Source organism: Paenibacillus radicis (ex Xue et al. 2023) (assembly GCF_024722015.1).
In the GTDB taxonomy this organism is placed as follows: domain Bacteria; phylum Bacillota; class Bacilli; order Paenibacillales; family NBRC-103111; genus Paenibacillus_S.
The window spans coordinates 1-17,351 of sequence record NZ_JANQBD010000026.1; the positions used below are offsets into that span (position 1 = coordinate 1).

At 45.8% G+C, this 17,351-nt stretch carries 13 protein-coding genes and 1 pseudogene; 9 read left to right on the forward strand and 5 right to left on the reverse strand.

Going from position 1 to position 17,351, the window contains the following annotated elements; translation table 11 throughout:
* The 3 genes and pseudogenes from NV381_RS28950 to NV381_RS28960 all read left to right on the forward strand — a co-directional run.
* A pseudogene (locus NV381_RS28950) lies at positions 1-196 on the forward strand (group II intron reverse transcriptase/maturase); the annotation flags it as partial.
* A gap of 395 nt (positions 197-591) precedes the next feature.
* The gene (locus NV381_RS28955; protein WP_258216788.1) at positions 592-1,089 is read left to right on the forward strand and encodes a GNAT family N-acetyltransferase; all 498 of its coding nucleotides are present in this window, start codon (positions 592-594) and stop codon (positions 1,087-1,089) included.
* Positions 1,090-1,545: 456 nt separating this feature from the next.
* Positions 1,546-2,691: a cation:proton antiporter gene (locus tag NV381_RS28960; protein WP_258216789.1), complete on the forward strand. Its 1,146-nt coding sequence runs from the start codon at positions 1,546-1,548 to the stop codon at positions 2,689-2,691.
* Between the two features lie 142 nt (positions 2,692-2,833).
* Here NV381_RS28960 and NV381_RS28965 read toward each other — a convergent pair whose 3' ends face one another.
* The gene (locus NV381_RS28965; protein WP_258216790.1) at positions 2,834-4,000 is read right to left on the reverse strand and encodes an MFS transporter; all 1,167 of its coding nucleotides are present in this window, start codon (positions 3,998-4,000) and stop codon (positions 2,834-2,836) included.
* 71 nt (positions 4,001-4,071) lie between these two features.
* Positions 4,072-4,356: an ArsR/SmtB family transcription factor gene (locus NV381_RS28970; RefSeq protein WP_258216872.1), complete on the reverse strand. Its 285-nt coding sequence runs from the start codon at positions 4,354-4,356 to the stop codon at positions 4,072-4,074.
* Between the two features lie 202 nt (positions 4,357-4,558).
* On the opposite strand from NV381_RS28970, the gene thyA reads away from it, so the two are divergent.
* The 4 genes from thyA (at position 4,559) to NV381_RS28990 (ending at position 10,035) form a co-directional block, all read left to right on the forward strand.
* Positions 4,559-5,353: a thymidylate synthase gene (thyA, locus tag NV381_RS28975; RefSeq protein WP_258216791.1), complete on the forward strand. Its 795-nt coding sequence runs from the start codon at positions 4,559-4,561 to the stop codon at positions 5,351-5,353.
* A 34-nt stretch (positions 5,354-5,387) separates the two neighbouring features.
* Positions 5,388-5,888 carry a dihydrofolate reductase gene (locus NV381_RS28980; RefSeq protein WP_308862357.1) on the forward strand — a complete coding sequence of 167 codons (501 nt, stop codon included), beginning with the start codon at positions 5,388-5,390 and terminating at the stop codon, positions 5,886-5,888.
* A 75-nt stretch (positions 5,889-5,963) separates the two neighbouring features.
* A complete protein-coding gene (locus tag NV381_RS28985; RefSeq protein ID WP_258216792.1) occupies positions 5,964-6,281 on the forward strand; it encodes a hypothetical protein in 318 nt (105 codons plus the stop codon).
* Positions 6,282-6,954: 673 nt separating this feature from the next.
* Positions 6,955-10,035 (forward strand): ATP-binding protein, encoded by a 3,081-nt coding sequence (locus tag NV381_RS28990; RefSeq protein ID WP_258216793.1) that lies wholly within the window; start codon positions 6,955-6,957, stop codon positions 10,033-10,035.
* Positions 10,036-10,172: 137 nt separating this feature from the next.
* Here the strand turns inward: NV381_RS28990 and NV381_RS28995 are convergent, their stop codons facing one another.
* The 3 genes from NV381_RS28995 to NV381_RS29005 form a co-directional block, all read right to left on the reverse strand.
* Positions 10,173-10,406: a hypothetical protein gene (locus NV381_RS28995; protein ID WP_258216794.1), complete on the reverse strand. Its 234-nt coding sequence runs from the start codon at positions 10,404-10,406 to the stop codon at positions 10,173-10,175.
* 18 nt (positions 10,407-10,424) lie between these two features.
* The gene (locus NV381_RS29000) at positions 10,425-10,595 is read right to left on the reverse strand and encodes a hypothetical protein (RefSeq protein WP_258216795.1); all 171 of its coding nucleotides are present in this window, start codon (positions 10,593-10,595) and stop codon (positions 10,425-10,427) included.
* A gap of 118 nt (positions 10,596-10,713) precedes the next feature.
* The gene (locus NV381_RS29005; protein WP_258216796.1) at positions 10,714-11,868 is read right to left on the reverse strand and encodes a response regulator; all 1,155 of its coding nucleotides are present in this window, start codon (positions 11,866-11,868) and stop codon (positions 10,714-10,716) included.
* 416 nt (positions 11,869-12,284) lie between these two features.
* On the opposite strand from NV381_RS29005, the gene NV381_RS29010 reads away from it, so the two are divergent.
* Complete coding sequence (locus NV381_RS29010; protein ID WP_258216797.1) at positions 12,285-15,677, forward strand: S-layer homology domain-containing protein; 3,393 nt, start codon at positions 12,285-12,287, stop codon at positions 15,675-15,677.
* A gap of 246 nt (positions 15,678-15,923) precedes the next feature.
* Positions 15,924-17,117, forward strand: coding sequence for a chromate transporter (locus tag NV381_RS29015; RefSeq protein ID WP_258216798.1), 1,194 nt, complete (start codon positions 15,924-15,926; stop codon positions 17,115-17,117).
* The last annotated feature ends 234 nt before the right edge of the window (positions 17,118-17,351 follow it).

Here is a 17,351-nt window from a genome sequence, read left to right on the forward strand (position 1 = left end):
TGTCTCGGATAACTACGGGTACTTATGGAAGTACTACAAGAGGGTACTCAACCTTATGAAGAAGTGGAGAAACAGAAGAAGCCAAAAGAAAGGTTTTACCGGAGAGAAGGTTGGAATGTTCCTCTTGCGTCATCCTTTACCATTGCCAAAAATTTATGTGAACCTGTTCGCCAGTCGACCTGTAACGATGAAATGAAGAGCCGTATGCGTTAATTGCGCACGTACGGATCTGTGAGGGGGAAGGGGCACAATCCGTGAGAAGGAAAGGCCCCGCCTACTCGACTATTTGGGGTGAATGGGAACACATTAAGCACAAACAGAGAGATAACGGAACGAGGTCTTCCGCTATCTCTCTGTTTGTTGTGCTGTTCATTCCATAGCGGAACAATTACTTCCACTAATGCTTGACTAATTCATTATGGGAAGAGCTAGAGGACGGCGCGGCTCCCGAGCGCGCGTTGTGGCGTTGCATGGTGGTCGGTCGAACCCCAATAGGCAGGATAGTTCTCTAATAGCTGTTTTTTATCAATATACGGTTTGCGGAGCATGTTAAAATTACCCTAAGATAAAATAAAAGAAGGTGTTTTTACAGTGGATCTGCTACAAATAGTCAAAGCAAACAAAGAAGAGAAAGAAGTACTCCATAATTTGATGCAATTTTATTTCTATGACTTTTCAGAATTTATGGATTCCGATGTTAAAGAAGATGGACTATATGGGAAATATCCTTATTTAGATGATTATTGGATGGATGAAAACAGATTCCCTTATTTGCTTAAACTGGAGGGGAAGAATGTAGGTTTTGTATTGGTTAGATACATTGAATCGGAAGATAAAGAGCCTTATTTTTCAATAGCCGAGTTTTTTATTATGAAGAAATATCGAAGATTGGGACTGGGTAAAAAAGCAGCTATACAAATGTTTGATACACATAAAGGACTGTGGGAAGTATTTCAAGTTGAGAAAAATGTGCCAGCACAAATATTTTGGACTCATGTAATTAATGAATATACATCAGGTAGATTCACGGATCGAATCGAACAAGGTGAAAGGAGACAGGAGTTTTCCACAAGAAGCCCATATAGTTAAATTTCAGATGTATAAAACTATCAAAATTTGAAAATAATAGTTTAATAGAATTGGTAGAGAGGGGGAGTAGAGGGAATGATGAAGCATTCAGCACATTATAATCGATTTTATTTTTTAATGTACGTGAAGACGGGTGACACTAAACATTTAATGCAATTAAGGAAGAGAGGCTAAGGGAAGAAGCCGCCGTAAATTTACCTGCAGTTGTGTTTCCACGACAGCTGACCATCGGATCTATGCTCCCTATATGGCTGATTTTAGCATAGATTTGAAACCTGTAATGAGTCCAATCGTATGTATATAAAGTGCGTACACAAAAATGAATAATTTCGTTTTCCTGGAGGAGCCTGTCACCAAGGCCTTGCTATGTCTATAGCAGGTCGTGGTAGAGAGGCTCTTTTTGTATTTTTTTTCCTGCAATTATGCATAATAACTTTATTAAAAAGGAGTGGAAACATGCTTATTTTCCAACTTGCCGTGATTTTGCTGGCATCTAAAATTGCCGGAGATATTAGTGTGAGATTAGGGCAGCCGTCTGTACTGGGCAAGCTGCTCATTGGGATTATTCTCGGACCAGCGGTATTAGGTATCGTTACAAGTACAGAAGTACTCAGTGAAATAAGCCAGATCGGGGTTATTTTACTGATGTTCATTGCAGGCTTGGAGACAGATACGGAAGAGTTTAAACGTACGGGAAAGGCATCGGCCTATGTAGGCGTGGCTGGAATCATTGTTCCTTTTTCATTAGGTTATTTGGCTGGTATTACTATAGGGCTTCCTCAGATTGAATCCGTATTTCTAGGGCTGCTGTTATCTGCCACAAGTGTCAGCATTTCCGTTCAAGCGCTTAAAGAAATGGGCAAGCTGAAGTCGAGAGAAGGGACGACTATTCTAGGTGCAGCAGTGATAGATGATATATTGGTCATTATTGTATTGGCTTTTGTCATGAGTTTTGCAGGCGGAGATGTTAATTTAGGAGTTATAGTTTTGAAAAAGATTGCTTTCTTTGCGGTTGCCATACTCCTTGCCTGGAAGGTAGTCCCGTGGGTTTTGAACAAATTTGCTCCACTAAGGGTTACTGAAGCTGTGATTTCAGCAGGGCTGATCATTTGTTTCCTATATGCTTATTTAGCTGAGTATGCTGGTGTTGCTGCTATAATTGGAGCTTACATCGCTGGAGTAGCCATTAGTTTAACCAAGTATAAACATGAAGTATTCGAGAAAGTGGAAACCATAAGCTATTCTATTTTTGTTCCGGTGTTTTTTACATCCATAGGGGTCACTGCCGAGTTTACTGGGCTCCTGCAAAATATCGGACTCATTGCGGGATTAAGCGTTTTGGCTATTCTAACTAAACTTATCGGCTCGGCGATAGGGGCCAAATTAGCGGGCTTTCAATGGAGCAATTCATTAGCGATTGGAGCAGCGATGGTGTCTCGAGGAGAGGTAGCATTAATTATTGCGGCTATGGGGCTTGAGTCCAATTTGTTAAATAAAGATATGTTTGCAGTCATTATTGTCGTCGTATTAATAACAACGATTGTGACTCCTCCTATGATGAAATTGTTTTTCAGTAAGACGGGGGAGAAGCTCAAGGTTTAATTAAGATTGTGCTCATTGGCTGCAGCCATAGGAACAAAGCCCAAGTAATAATAAAATAAAATCGCTTATTTGGCTAGTGATGGGGTGACTCCCATTACAAACCAAATGAGCGATTTTTTGTGCTTCAGACCTATTTATTAATTCAGGCTGCTGCCTTCCGGCGGGAGCGGGATAGTCCTAGGGAAGCGGCGACTGTTCCTGCGGCGATAGTGACTCCCGCAGCTCCGATCCAGCTGATGGACGACAGTGAAGCTTGCTCCACGATGACACCCCCGATTCCAGCCCCGGCAGCCATTGCAAGCTGCAGAACGGAGCTGTTAAGGCTAAGCATAATGCCGGTAGCTTCCGGAGCAAGAGATATTAAATTATATTGCTGCGTAGGACCCGATGACCAGGCTGAGAAAGCCCATAACATGAGCAGCGGGAAGACGATAATAGAGGATGGGGCAGCTAGCGATAGCAGAATAAGCGCCACTGCGTGAAGCAGCATCCCGCCGATCAGCGTGCGGGGAACGCCCCATTTGTCCGTACTATAGCCTCCGAACTTGGACCCAATCAAGCTGGCGATACCGAATGCGAATAATCCTGCGCTTATTTCCTTTTCACCCATCCCCTTAACACTAAGAAGAAACGGAGAAATGTACGTGTAGGCGATAGAATAGCCTGCAATCCAGAAGAATGTGATTGACAAGGCAATGGCGATTCGGGGCTCCTTCAGCAAAGCCAGCTGTTCACGGAAAGGTACGGATTTTTCACCATCCGATTGCGGAATCGTGAAGTAAATAGCCAGCATCGCGAAAAGTCCTAGTACGCCGATTCCTCCGAAGATTGTCTTCCAATCATAAGCGGAGGCGACAACCCTACCGAGAGGTACGCCTACAATCAGGGCGGTACTGAAGCCCATTACAAGTGTCGCGATGGCGCTCCCTTGCTTATCGGGCGGAGCCATCTTGGAAGCTACCGTTAATGCTGTAACTACGAATACCCCGGTGCTGAGAGCCAAGACGATGCGTGACCCAATAAGAAATTCAAATCCTGGCAAAGCTACGGCGATCCCATTGCCGATTACGAAAATACCGAGCGAATAAAGAAGCAGCTTTCTTCGCTCCAGACGAGCTGTAACGGCCATAAGGAAAGGGGTGCCGAATGCGTAAGCAAGTGAGAAAACGGTTATGAGTTGACCCGCAGCTGATACAGAAACACCGATGTCGGCAGCCACCTTATCTAAAATGCCTGCTATAATAAACTCTGATGTTCCGACTAGAAAACTGACGATGGCCAGCATATAAATTTTCCACGTGTATGACATAAATATTATTCCTCTCTTCCACTCCATTATATTTATATTTCTAAAAATATAGAAATATTAACGAAAAAAAATTACGATTCCAGCAAATAAGGTGCGTACTTTTTCGCCATCTCACGGTTCACACTGTAGTAGATATAGGTTCCGTCCTTACGGAGATCGAGCAGGCCGCAATCTGTCAATTGCTTCAGGTGATGAGACAGCGTTGAACCAGCAACGGATTCGAGCTTACCCATGATTGCGGAGCAGCACAGATTTCTTTCCTCAGTAAGCAAGAGTGCGATTTTAAGCCGCGTTGGTTCCCCAAGTGCTTTATATACTTTGACGGCTTGCCGTACTTCTGTGTTATCTTCAATCATCATAACTTCTCACCCTGACCTGTGACGTTATTTCTATATTTATAGAAATTTAAAATAACACATCATCCCACAAAAGTAAAGAGTAAGATTTCAAAAAACGATCCCAAGCCAGGAATTGAATAATTTGATATAATGAATTTTATTATTACCATGATGCTTTGGTTCCCTGAAGCGTCTTGAGTTGTCTTGGATGAGGTGGCTAATGAAAGCTTATTTAGAATTACTTAAGGATATTTTGGATCAAGGTGTGAAGAAAGAAGATCGTACCGGAACGGGCACAATATCCGTATTTGGCAGGCAGTTTCGGATGGATCTTTCCAAGGGATTTCCTTTATTAACAACGAAAAAGCTGCATGTTCGTTCTATTTTTCATGAGCTGCTATGGTTTTTGAGCGGTGATACGAATATTCGCTATCTTCAGGAAAATAAAGTTACAATCTGGGATGAATGGGCCGATGAATCAGGCAATTTGGGCCCAGTATATGGTTCGCAATGGCGTACTTGGCCGGCTCCGGACGGAAGACAGATCGATCAGATCAGCCAGGTGATTGAGCAAATTAAGCGTAATCCGGATTCACGCCGTCATCTTGTGGTCGCGTGGAATCCCGCTGAAGTGGACAATATGGCTTTGCCCCCGTGCCACTATGCGTTTCAATTTTACGTTGCTGATGGCAAGCTGTCTTGCTTGTTCAATATGCGCTCCGTGGATACGTTTCTAGGGCTGCCCTTTAATCTGGCGAGCTATGCGCTGCTGACTCATATGATGGCGCAGCAGTGCGACCTGGATGCAGGTGACCTGATCTGGACCGGCGGCGACGTTCATTTGTATACGAATCATTTGGAGCAAGCTAAGCTGCAGCTGACTCGTGAACCGTATGAGCTGCCTAAGCTGATCATTACTCGAAAGCCGGATTCGATATTCGACTACAAATTCGAGGATTTCGTGATTGAAGGATATCAAAGCCATGCCAGCATTAAAGCGCCGATATCGGTGTAGCTGGGGAGAGTAGCGGAAAAGGGGGGGCTGGTGCATGATCATTTCAATGATTTATGCCATGGACGAGCAGGGCGGAATTGGCATCGATAATAAGATTCCTTGGCGTTTACCGGAGGACATGGCTTTCTTCAGAAGAACGACCACAGGTCATACCGTGCTGATGGGGCGTAAAACGTTCGAGTCGGTAGGGAGTAAGCCACTTCCAAAGCGGCGCAATGTTATTTTAACGCGTGATACCAGCTTTACTGCTGAGGGCTGCGAGGTTGTTCACACAGTTGAAGCGGCACTTGAGCTGATCGGAAGCGGCGATGCTGAAGAAGAGCTGTTCGTAATCGGCGGAGCTGAGGTGTATAACTTGTTCATGCCGCACGCAGACAGGCTGTATATTACGGAAATTAACCACCAATTTCAGGCCGATGCGTTTATGCCGGGAATTGATAAGTCGCAGTGGAAGGCAGCTTCTAGAGTGAAGGGCGTCAAGGATGAGAAGAATCCTTACGATTACGAATTTGTTACGTATGAGAGAATACGTTAATTTAGTAAATGGAGGAATGAAATTGCTTCATTCGGCGCATCTTAATGGTTGAAAAACCCGAGAGGAAGTGTCCGAATGACCAATGTAAATCATCATCAAGTGCCTTTGCAGCACATCATTGATGATGCGGAGAAAGCCATACAGGTCGCCGAAGATGCCGAAATGGCGGTTCGTCACGCTCAGCTGGAGTCGAATCCGGAGAAGCTTGCGAGCTCAATTCAGAAGCTGGAGACAGCACAGCGAGCCGTACAGCAAGCGCAAAGCGAATTGAATTCGCATCTTAACGACTCCAATCGTCAGGAGCTGCTTCAGGTACAGGAGCAGTTGACTCAAGCGAGTCAGTCCATGGATATTGTCAGCGGCAACACCCATCAGCCGAAGCAGATTCGTTAGGCTGATAGATACTGTGCAATAGCGCATAATTGTGTTATTACATTGCAGCAGCTGCTCGATTGACTCTTAGCTTGACATGGATAGCTGCGCTATTTTTCAAATAACCTGAACTGCCATTTTGCTGGCAGCTTCGGGTTATTTTTATTTTTTTGGTTTTGTGAGGACATAAGCTGTTCTTGATTACGTCGCTGAACTAACCCAAGCAGCTGCATGTGCTTCTTTTTCAATTATTTTATATTTTACTGTTTGGGAGCAGCAGAAACGATGCCTTTTTCATTTGATGCAAGCTCCACATTATCATAAAGCAAATATCCATTAACCGCTCTCCGTTTTAATGTCCTTCCGCTATTGATTCATAATTTTGACTCAAAATAATCCCATTGGCTGATACCATTTAAATTCAACACGTTGCTACGTTATCCTGCCCGTGACACGGCTACCGATCGATGTCGGCCGTTCATAGCTCTTTTTTCGTCTAATAATTTTTCTACAACATACAAATCAGCATTCATGCCTTCAGATATTCCAGCTGATAATACGACATAGCGAACTATTCTACTATTTCAGTAGATTCTGGCACAACGTCTCTTGAACATGCTCTATTTCATAATCACATATCAAAGTTAAATCTAAAGGAATACCATGATTTTTGTCGAATTAAAGTGGAACTATGATGACAAAAAGAAAAGCAATCTTTATTACTGGATCATTCTTTATCGCCTTATTTCTAATTCGTATCATCTGGGCTACTTTTCAAGCGCCGCCAGATCATCCTCTTGCCGTTCGTGGCGATTTGGATTTGATCGGTTTCGACTTCGCCAATGATCGTACAGTTGCATTAGACGGTGATTGGGAGTTTTATCCTGGCAAGTTTGTAATGCAAAGTGAGTCAAACACAATCTCATCAGATGGGGGGAGAGCATTCATTCATGTTCCAGGAGATTGGAGATCGGCTTTATCGGTTAACAACTCGCCGTATGGCTATGGCTCCTATCGCTTGCGCATCAAAGTCAACCCGGATAATGAGTTAACCTATGGCATCCGTGTCTCAAGCGTACGTACTTCGTCCGAACTGTACGTGAACGGCCTTCTACTGGCGAAGGCTGGGCATCCGGCAGAGACCAAGCAGGAGTATTCTGCACAAAGCATACCCTACACTGCTACTTTCAAAGCCAATACCGGAGAAATCGATGTTGTCGTTCAAGTTGCGAATTATGACAATAGTAAACTAGGCGGTGTGGTCGGCTCGTTTAAGTTTGGCAGTGAGCATGCGGTGCATAATGAAACATGGTTTTCCATCAATATGCAGATCATTGTGTGTGTCGTTCTCATGATCCATGCCTTGTATGCACTTATTCTTTACGTGATCGGAACCAGGCATAAAGTAATGTTCTCCTTCTTTATGCTCGTTGTTTGCACTGTTCTCATGACGATGCTTGACGATGATAAACTGTTGCTTGTATGGCTGCCGACCATCAGTTACGAGTGGTCCACTAAATTGATTTTGCTGTCTTTTATTGGAGTTGGCGCATTTCTGTTACAGCTTGCAAAGGGTCTCTTACCGGAACATGTGGAGAACAGAGTGTTCCGCTGGTTCCTCTTGTTCTGTGTAATTGCGGCAATATCGGTTGTGCTATTGCCGGCTAGAGATGCACTAAGTGTATTGGCTGTATATTACACCATAGATTTATTCGCCTGTTTGTTTGTTCTCACGCTCTCGTTTCGTACGACTATAAAGAGCGATAAGGACGCTATATATTTGGTGCTTGGTCTAGTCAGCGTCATGTCTAATGTAATTGGAGGTTACCTTAAGGGTCTACTGGGTGCAGGCTATTACCCGATCGACCTAATAATCGCGTTCCTCGCTTTTGCAACGTTCTGGTTCAAACGCTATTTCCGCATTTCCACTCAGACGGCAAAGCTCGTACAGAAGCTGCAAGAAACAGACAAGAAAAAAGACGATTTTTTAAACAACACATCTCATGAATTACGGAATCCACTGCACGGCATGCTTAACATCGCCCAAATCGTTTTGGATACCGGAATTAACGATCAGGACGTCAAAAGCAGAGAAAACATGAAGCTTCTTATCACAGTAGGCAAGCGAATGTCGTACATGCTCAACGATCTGCTTGACATGACGCGGCTTCAGGAGAATGGCTTACGATTACAGACGGGGAGTATCCGAGTTCAAGGAGTCGTATCTGGTGTAACCGATATGCTTCGTTTCATGACGGAGGGCAAGCCAATTCGCATCGTCAACGACATCCCGGCCAACTTCCCCAATGTCATTGCAGATGAAAACCGTCTTACACAAATTGTATTCAATCTGATTCACAACGCGGTGAAATATACAAATCAAGGACAAATCGTAATAAAGGCCGAGATCAAGGATGATAAGGCGAGCATTGTCGTCGCCGATACCGGCATCGGAATGGACCAAGAGACACAACAAAGGATATTTGCACCTTACGAACAAGGAGACTCCAGCATTACGGCGATTGGAGGCGGAATCGGGCTCGGGTTAAGCATATGCAAGCAATTGGTGGAACTGCACGGAGGCACGTTGGAGGTCCACTCCATTCCAGGGCAAGGTTCGGTATTTAGCTTTACCTTGCGGCTATCCGATCCCAACATCCCACAAAACGAGATGGAATTCATCACCTCGCTATCGGCCGATACAGAAATAGCGGTTTCCGTTTCCTCCGTATCTCATGGTGTCATTTCTCAACCGAAATCGGATGCCGGTTCGGATCGGCCAAACATTCTGGTCATAGATGATGATGTTGTCAATTTAAATATATTGAGCAACCTCCTTGTTTTGGAAAATTATAATGTCGTAACGGCTGTAAGTGGTCGTGATGCACTTGCCATTCTTGATACGAGGGAATGGGATTTGATCGTCACCGATATCATGATGCCGCACATGTCTGGATACGAATTGTCCCGTATCATTCGAGAGCGCTTCTCGATTTCGGAGCTGCCCATTCTGCACCTGACTGCTCGTAGTCGACAGGAAGATATAGACGCCGGATTCCGGTCAGGCGCGAACGATTATGTGACGAAACCGGTAGATGCGATGGAATTAAAGTCCCGGGTACGGGCATTGACTGTATTAAAGCAATCGGTACGTGAAAAGCTGCGCATGGAAGCGGCATGGCTTCAGGCACAAATTCAACCCCATTTTCTGCACAATACCCTTAATTCAATAGCCGCGCTTAGCGAAATCGATAACGAGAAAATGAGTGCGCTGCTTGTAGCATTCGGCCATTACTTGCGGGCAAGCTTCGATTTTCGGAATTTGGAGCGACTTGTTCCGCTTGAACATGAACTTGGTCTTGTTCGCTCATATCTGTATATCGAAAAGGAACGTTTTGAGGACAGATTACGCATTCGATGGGAGGTGGACGCAAAGTTTCGTTTTCAAGTCCCTCCGCTCTCCGTCCAGCCTCTTGTCGAAAACGCAATACGTCATGGCATATTAAGTCTAGATGAAGGCGGGGAAATTCATATTCGGATTACCGAGAACGAAAATGAGGCGGAAATTTCGGTCGCTGATAACGGAGTGGGGATGGATGAGGAAACGGTAAAGAGTGTACTCGAAAGACGCATGGGAGAGAGGACAGGAGTGGGCTTGTTCAATACGGATCGGAGATTAAAGCAACTATACGGCAAAGGTTTGCAAATCCGGAGTGTTCCAAATCAAGGTACTATCGTCAGCTTTGTAGTTTCAAAAAATGAGAGGGGAGCTTAAATTATTATAATTAACGCAAAGTTACCTTCTTTATCCATTATAGACTGAACGGCGCTGATACCAAGATTCAATTTAACTGGCCGACAAACTGCTGTCGGTCGGATAGACGCCGTTTCAGTGTTACTTTCGATCATCGTTTAGCGGAAACGGAAGCTCTCCGTTCGTTCACTAAAGTATAATGTTGCCTCCCATTCGTCCGTATACGATTCCAGTTCAATCGTCAGAAGCTTCTCCCAATCTTCATTTTGGGGTAAATTCTCGATCCGGATTTTCAATTTATCGCTCAGTTCCTCAACTAATGTGTCGGAATAATCGCCACTCGACAAATTCACCGGAATCCATCGGTTGCCTATTAAAATACGAAGAAACATGATCTTCCCCCCTTTTTTTTACCGTGAACGGAGCGCTGTTACCTGACGAAGCGGAGCTGCTTGCTTCTGATCTGTCGGGAGGCTGTTCGTATACAAGGTATCGTCGCTCAACGTTTGGTTCCAATTTTCCAGGTGATAATCGTAAAGGGGTATTTTGACATCGGATACAAAGGCACTGCGGTAATACATTATTTGTATTCTTACGGGTCCGACCGTTTTCAAATAAGTGAATAATGAGATTCGATAACATTATAAACAATCTGTCTAACCAATTGCTAACCACATCAGATTAATACTTCCCAAAAAATCAGCTCTCATGGAGGAACTGCCGTTTAGAGGGGACACGATTTCTCCATCGTGCGTACCATTCCATTACTGCAGGACTAGGATCGACCCCAGCTTCCTGCTCCAATATTCGAATCATGAATTGATACTGCTTATCGACAGAATCTGTGTCATTCAGTGAAGCATATATATTCATAAGCGCGAGATAACTATCTTCATTCAGAGGATCTCGCTCTTGTATTTGATGGTAAACTCTAAGTGCCTCTATATTCATGTCATGAGAAGAATAAAATTGCCCCAAATGCTGGGCATGTTGCAACCATAGTGCCTTGAGTCTTTGGCGTTCTCTCTCTGCCCACACATAATTATCCTCTTCGTAAAAATTTCCACGATACATATCGAGCAGTCGCTGATGTTCTGTGACATGTTCGATTGAAACAGGGTTTAATTGGCGAAACCCTTGCTCCCATTCTTCAGCATCGATTCGCAGTTCTTTCGACTCAAGGATATACCCATACTGTGAATATCGGATCGAGATATAACCATCTCCAAATGTGTTTTTCCATGTGCTGCGAATTCGATTAATACTTGTTTGCAGGTTGGCTAGCCCCTTGGGATCATCCAGTTCCGGCCAGAGTAACTCCAGCAAAGTATTCTTATTAATTACTTTCCCCCGATGAAATAGCAAGTAGGCAAACAGCTCTTTCGCTTTCGTCGACCTCCACTTCAGGAATTCCAATTCTCCGTCCGTCTTCCGGATCTGCATGGCTCCTAAGCAATGATATAATAAACCTTTTTCATTTGGAGACTTCATAATCGAAATACGTTCCCGTAAACGTTCTATTGTTTGGCCCAATCGTTCCCGTCTTAACGGCTTCACTAAGTAATCAGTTGCCCCTAGTTCGAATGCCTCAACCGCGTGTTCGTCATAGGCTGTCACATAAACGATCTTCGTGTTTGGAGAGGTCGTGTGTATTCGCTCTGTCGCCCTCAAGCCATTCAATCCAGGCATGTGAATATCCAAAAAGACGGCATCAGGCTGGAACTCACCGATATGATTGAGCGCTAACTCAGCCCTTGAGAATGAACCGATCACTTTGCAATCCCGATACTCCCCAAGCATGTTTTCTAATCTGACTAACGCCAGCCGCTCGTCGTCTACCAGCATGACTTTCATTCGATTGCAGCCTCCATTCATATTGTATCTTTATTTCATTTCTATATCGGCAAGACAGCTTTCTTATTATATAGGAAAAATTGTTGTAAATAACAAATTGATGCAGATTAGGTGACGGTGTACTTCAGTCCAACTATATTAATTTTGGTTAGAGTTTGGTTAGAAGGCTTGTCTATAATGTAGTTCAGAGAAAACCTCTTTACGGTCTCTTCACTATTGTTGTCTTGTTGCATTCACAGATATAAGGGCATTGCTCTAATGACAAGGATAGCGATAGAAATATACACATGGTGGGAGAGGTGATGCAACTGAAAAAATTGCAGCTAACAATAAACAAAAGGATACAGTGTAAAACAGAAAGAAGTCCGCAAATATGTAATTTTCTATATGCTTTCGATGGGAGGAATTAACAAAAGATGAAATTAGAAAATCAAAGAATGTTATCTTTACTAATGGCAATCGTTATGGTGTTGACGATGATCCCCTTTCATCCGTTAGAAGTAAGAGCAGCGACAACACCAACACTTAATCTTGGTAATCCAGTTAGGGTAACCGGAGCAACCTATCAGCTTCCCAATGCTGCATTTGGAAGCACAGGCGCCGTTCATGCAGCAGGCGGATACTTTACTGTGGCTGTAAATAGTGGCACAACTGCGGTTGGAACTCATTCAAGCGGAATTACCGAGTTGACTTATGGCATAACCATTAGTGGCATTACTACTGATAAATCTACACCTACAAATAGAGTGTTCAATTTTTCAAGTGGTACCACTTATGAAGAAATTCAAGCTGCTATTCGCAATATGACACTTACACAAGTTTCAGGGCAAACCCAAAATGTCACAATAAATGTAACGCCAGGGGCACCATTGTCCAATGGAAAGACCTCTGTGCGTACCTACAAGGGACGCCATTTTGTATATGTGGCAAGACAGAGTAGCATGACTTTTAAAGATGCTGTGACTACTGCAACAAACATTAATGGACATCTTGTAGAGCCAGCAGCAAATAATCCTGGAGAAATGCTTGCGGTTGCCAGTATGTTTAAAGAATTTAAAAGTCCCTTTGCAAGAGAACCAGGCTGGAACTTTATAAGCTTTATTGGCGCTACTAAAACTTATTCACCTAATTGGGACACTTCTGTTGGTAGCTTCACAAGGTATGTATCAACGGGTTACCAAACAGGTCTTGAGCAGACTAGTAATTATATGGATAATGGAGCCTACGACCATCTTACACTCCTGCTAGACGATAATAATACTGGAGTGAAATACTTAGGTGTAAATAATACGCACGGTGGTAGCAGCGCATATAAAGACCCAGGAGTTATTGTCGAATATGATTCCGGTATCATTAGTAACATCATCACTGCCACACAAGATATCGCACTTCCAGTGATGGGAGGCAGCGTAACCATCAATGGAGTTGCCAAGGTGGGTCAGGCGTTGACTGCGAACGTAACGGGAGTCACGTATACGCCGAACACGACAGGCAATGTGCCTACTTATCAGTGGTACAGAAACGGAGTCCCCATCACGAATGCGACGGGTTCAAGCTACGCATTAACCGTAGACGACATGGGCGCGGCCATGACCGTGAAGGTTACCGCAGACGGCGTACACGCGACAGGCAGCGTAACGAGCGTAGCGACGGCACCGGTTACGGCCGGAGAGCCGGCTGTAGATAAAACACAGCTGCAAGCAACGGTCGATAAGATCAATCGAGAGAACTTGCAGACAACCGACTATACTCCGGCAAGCTGGCAGGCACTGCAGGATGCGCTAAAGCAGGCCCAAAAGGTACTAAGCGATCCTAACGCTACGCAAGCAGTGGTTGATACGGCGTTAGCGGCTCTGAACGATGCACGCGATCGTCTGGTTTCGACGAATGTCGGACTCGTCTCGCTCAGTGTGGGCGATGAGAACGGGAGTCCGATCGCGTTGACTCCGTCATTCGACGGCCGGCAGTTGAATTACAAGGCGGTCGTATCGAACGAAGTGTCTACGGTCGGTATCGACCCGCAAGCTCTCCAGCCGGGCAGCAAGGTCTCCGTTACCTTGAATGGCAACACGGTCAGCGCCTCGGATTGGAAGAACCTGCCGCTCAGGGAAGGCCTGAATACGATTCAGGTGGAAGTGACCGGACAGGACGGCAAACGGGCGACCTATACGCTGGAAATCGTTCGGACTACGAATAAGCTGGTATCGCTCACTCCTTCCATCGGCAGCTTGAGCCCTGCCTTCGATTCGAACACGGGAGCTTATACGATGGCCGTATCCAACAGCGTATATCAGCTGCAATGGACGCCTGTAGCGCTCGATCCAGGCGCGAAGATCGAGATTAGCGTCAATGGAGGAGCTTACAGCGAAGTGGTCAGCGGTGCAACAAGCGCGGCGCTTCCGCTCAATATCGGTGTTAACACCGTAACGGTGAAGGTGACGGACCGGGACGGCCATATCAAGGAATATACGATCACCGTAATCAGAGTATCCTCCGGAAGCAGTCGTCAACCGGGCAGTGGCGGTGGAGGCGGTAGTGCTTCCAATTCCGGCGATATCATCACAACGGTGAACGATAACAAGTCCTCCTTTGCGACACAAACGACGGAACAATCCGGAGATCGGACGGTCACGACCGTAAAGATCGATGGTGACAAGCTCACCGACACCTTGTCTCAAGGGGGAGCACAAAATCTGGCGATTCGCGTTCCGGGCGATGGAGATGTTCAGGTACAAGGCTTGACGGCAGCGATGGTCAAGCAGCTGAAGGATACCGGCTCGAGCCTGGAAATCGGGAACCTGCTGGCGATCTATCCGGTGCCTAGCAGCCAACTGGACCTCGGTGCGATCACGAAGCAGTTTAGCGATACAGCGCTTGGCGATATTAGCATGAATATCCGCATTCAGCGTTCGGAACAAGCATTAATCGACAATGCGCGCACCCGTGCAACGGCTAATGGCTATGAGCTGCTGGTGAATCCGGTCGATCTGGATGTAACCTTCTCCCATGCAGGACAGACCGTCCGTGCGGAGCAATTGAACGGGTATGCGGCAAGATACATTGCGCTTCCCGAAGGCATCGACCCGAACCGGATTACGACCGGGGTGATTGTGAACCCGGACGGAACCGTGCACCATGTACCGACCGTCGTTACGAAAATCAGCGACCGGTATTTTGCGAAGATTCAAGATTTGCGCAGCCATGGCAGCTACTCCGTCATTTGGAATCCGCAGGACTTCAATGATGCTAAGAGTCACTGGGCGCATAAGACGGTCAACAATGTTGCCGCCAGACTCATTCTTGCTGGAACCGGGAACAACGTATTCTCGCCGGATCGTAATATCACCCGTTCGGAATTTGCGATTATGTCCGCAATGGGCATGGGGTTAATGGGTCAGGAAGCCGCGCAGAACGCATTCCATGACGTTGCTTCCACCGCTTGGTATCGCACTGGCGTCTCCGTAGCCAGCGAATTCGGTATTGTGGAGGGCTATGAGGACGGCACGTTCCGCGGAGAACGGCAGATTACCCGGGAGCAGGGGATCGCGATGGTCGCCCGGGCTTACAACCTGATTCAGCCGCAAAGTGCGGCGATGAGCCAGACCGAGATCGCAGCGACGCTTTTGGTGTATGGCGATGCGGCGGATCTTTCTGAATGGGCGCGCGAGATAGTTGCCCGGATGATTCGCGCCGGCATCGTAGAAGGAAGCGCCGGCCAATTGCTGAAGCCGCAAGATAACATAACGCGGGCAGAAGCAGCAGCGCTGATCGAAAGAATGCTCAAAACGACCGGTTTGATCGATAAGTAAAAGTTATCTGAACAACCATTGCCGACTTTCATGTCGTCGATGGTTGTTTTTTTAGAACCGTTAAGCTGAGCCGTAACCATAAAATTATGGCTAATTGATCGAGCAACAAGGGCATAAAGGTGTATCTGTCTGCGGCAGCAGCACAGTACTGGGTAGGTCAACCATTTTGGGAACGTTAGATTTTAGTTTACCTAGTTAAAGTTGGATGGTAAGCTAATATCGATTTGATGTAGGGGCGGTGGGAACATGAGCAATAAGACTTCATTATTTGAAATTTTAAAAGTATCCTTTCAATTGGGTTTGACCTCCTTCGGGGGACCGGTTGCCCATCTGGGCTATTTTCATGAGGAATATGTAAAGCGGCGGAAATGGATGGACGAACGAAGCTATGCTGATCTGGTAGCATTATGCCAGTTTCTGCCCGGTCCAGCCAGCAGTCAAGTAGGAATGGGAATAGGCTACATGCGCGGAGGTGTGCTTGGAGCTATTCTGGCGTGGTTAGGGTTTACTCTGCCTTCGGCATTGGGCTTGACTTTATTCGCTTATTTATGCCAAGGCTTGGACGTAGGCGGCATGGGATGGATTCACGGGCTCAAGCTGGCCGCAGTAGCTATCGTTGCCCAAGCGGTATGGGGGATGGGGAAGAACCTGATACCTGATCGGAGCCGGGCAACGATAGCGATTTTGACCTGTATAACGATGCTGCTATTCAACTCGGCGCTCATTCAAGTTGCCCTTATTGTGGCAGCTGGCTTGCTAGGCTCATGGTTATATAAAAATGCTGCTTCTGTAACCATTAGCAATGCGCAGATTGAACCAGCGGCTACTTCTTCCAATCACAAAAAGCTGGCCATCTGCTGTTTAATCGCATTTTTTGGCTTGTTGGTATTGCTGCCGCTGCTTCGTTCTGTTTATCCATCACAGTGGCTTGCTATCATCGACAGCTTCTACCGGTCCGGCTCCCTGGTGTTTGGCGGCGGGCATGTGATGCTGCCGTTGCTTGAGAAGGAAGTCGTACCATCCGGTTGGATGGGACAAGAGCAATTCCTTGCAGGCTATGGAGCGACCCAAGCGATTCCGGGTCCATTATCGACGTTTGCATCCTATTTGGGCTTTGTTATTCATGGTTGGGGAGGCGCTGCTGTAGCTACAATTGTGATATTCCTCCCTGCTTTCCTGCTTGTGATGGGTGCACTTCCGTTCTGGGAAATGCTTCGGAAGCAGCCGAAGGTCAGAGGGGCCTTATTAGCAATTAATGCTTCGGTAGTCGGCATTTTGCTGGCAGCCTTGTATGATCCGGTATGGGTGAGCGCGGTAAAGACGCCTGGCGATTTTGGCTTGGCGCTGGCGCTGTTCGGTGCGCTTATATACTGGAAGCTGGCACCGTGGATTGTGGTCATCGCTGCTGCGGGCGGAGGCATGCTGCTTACTTTCATTTAAAAACAGTGTAGCAGGAAACAGCTTTTCACCGCTATTGTCGATATTTTACATTATTTCCCGAGAAATATTAGGGCTGCTTTTTCCAATTTTCCTCAGCATTTTGCAGCATCCAGTATGTCGTCGAATTATGCTCAGACGTTATTTAGCTGCATTAAATTCCATTTATGCACAGTTCTATGCCACGAAACCGACAAAAATTGTCGAAAGAGGTAAAAATGTAAACAAACTGTAACC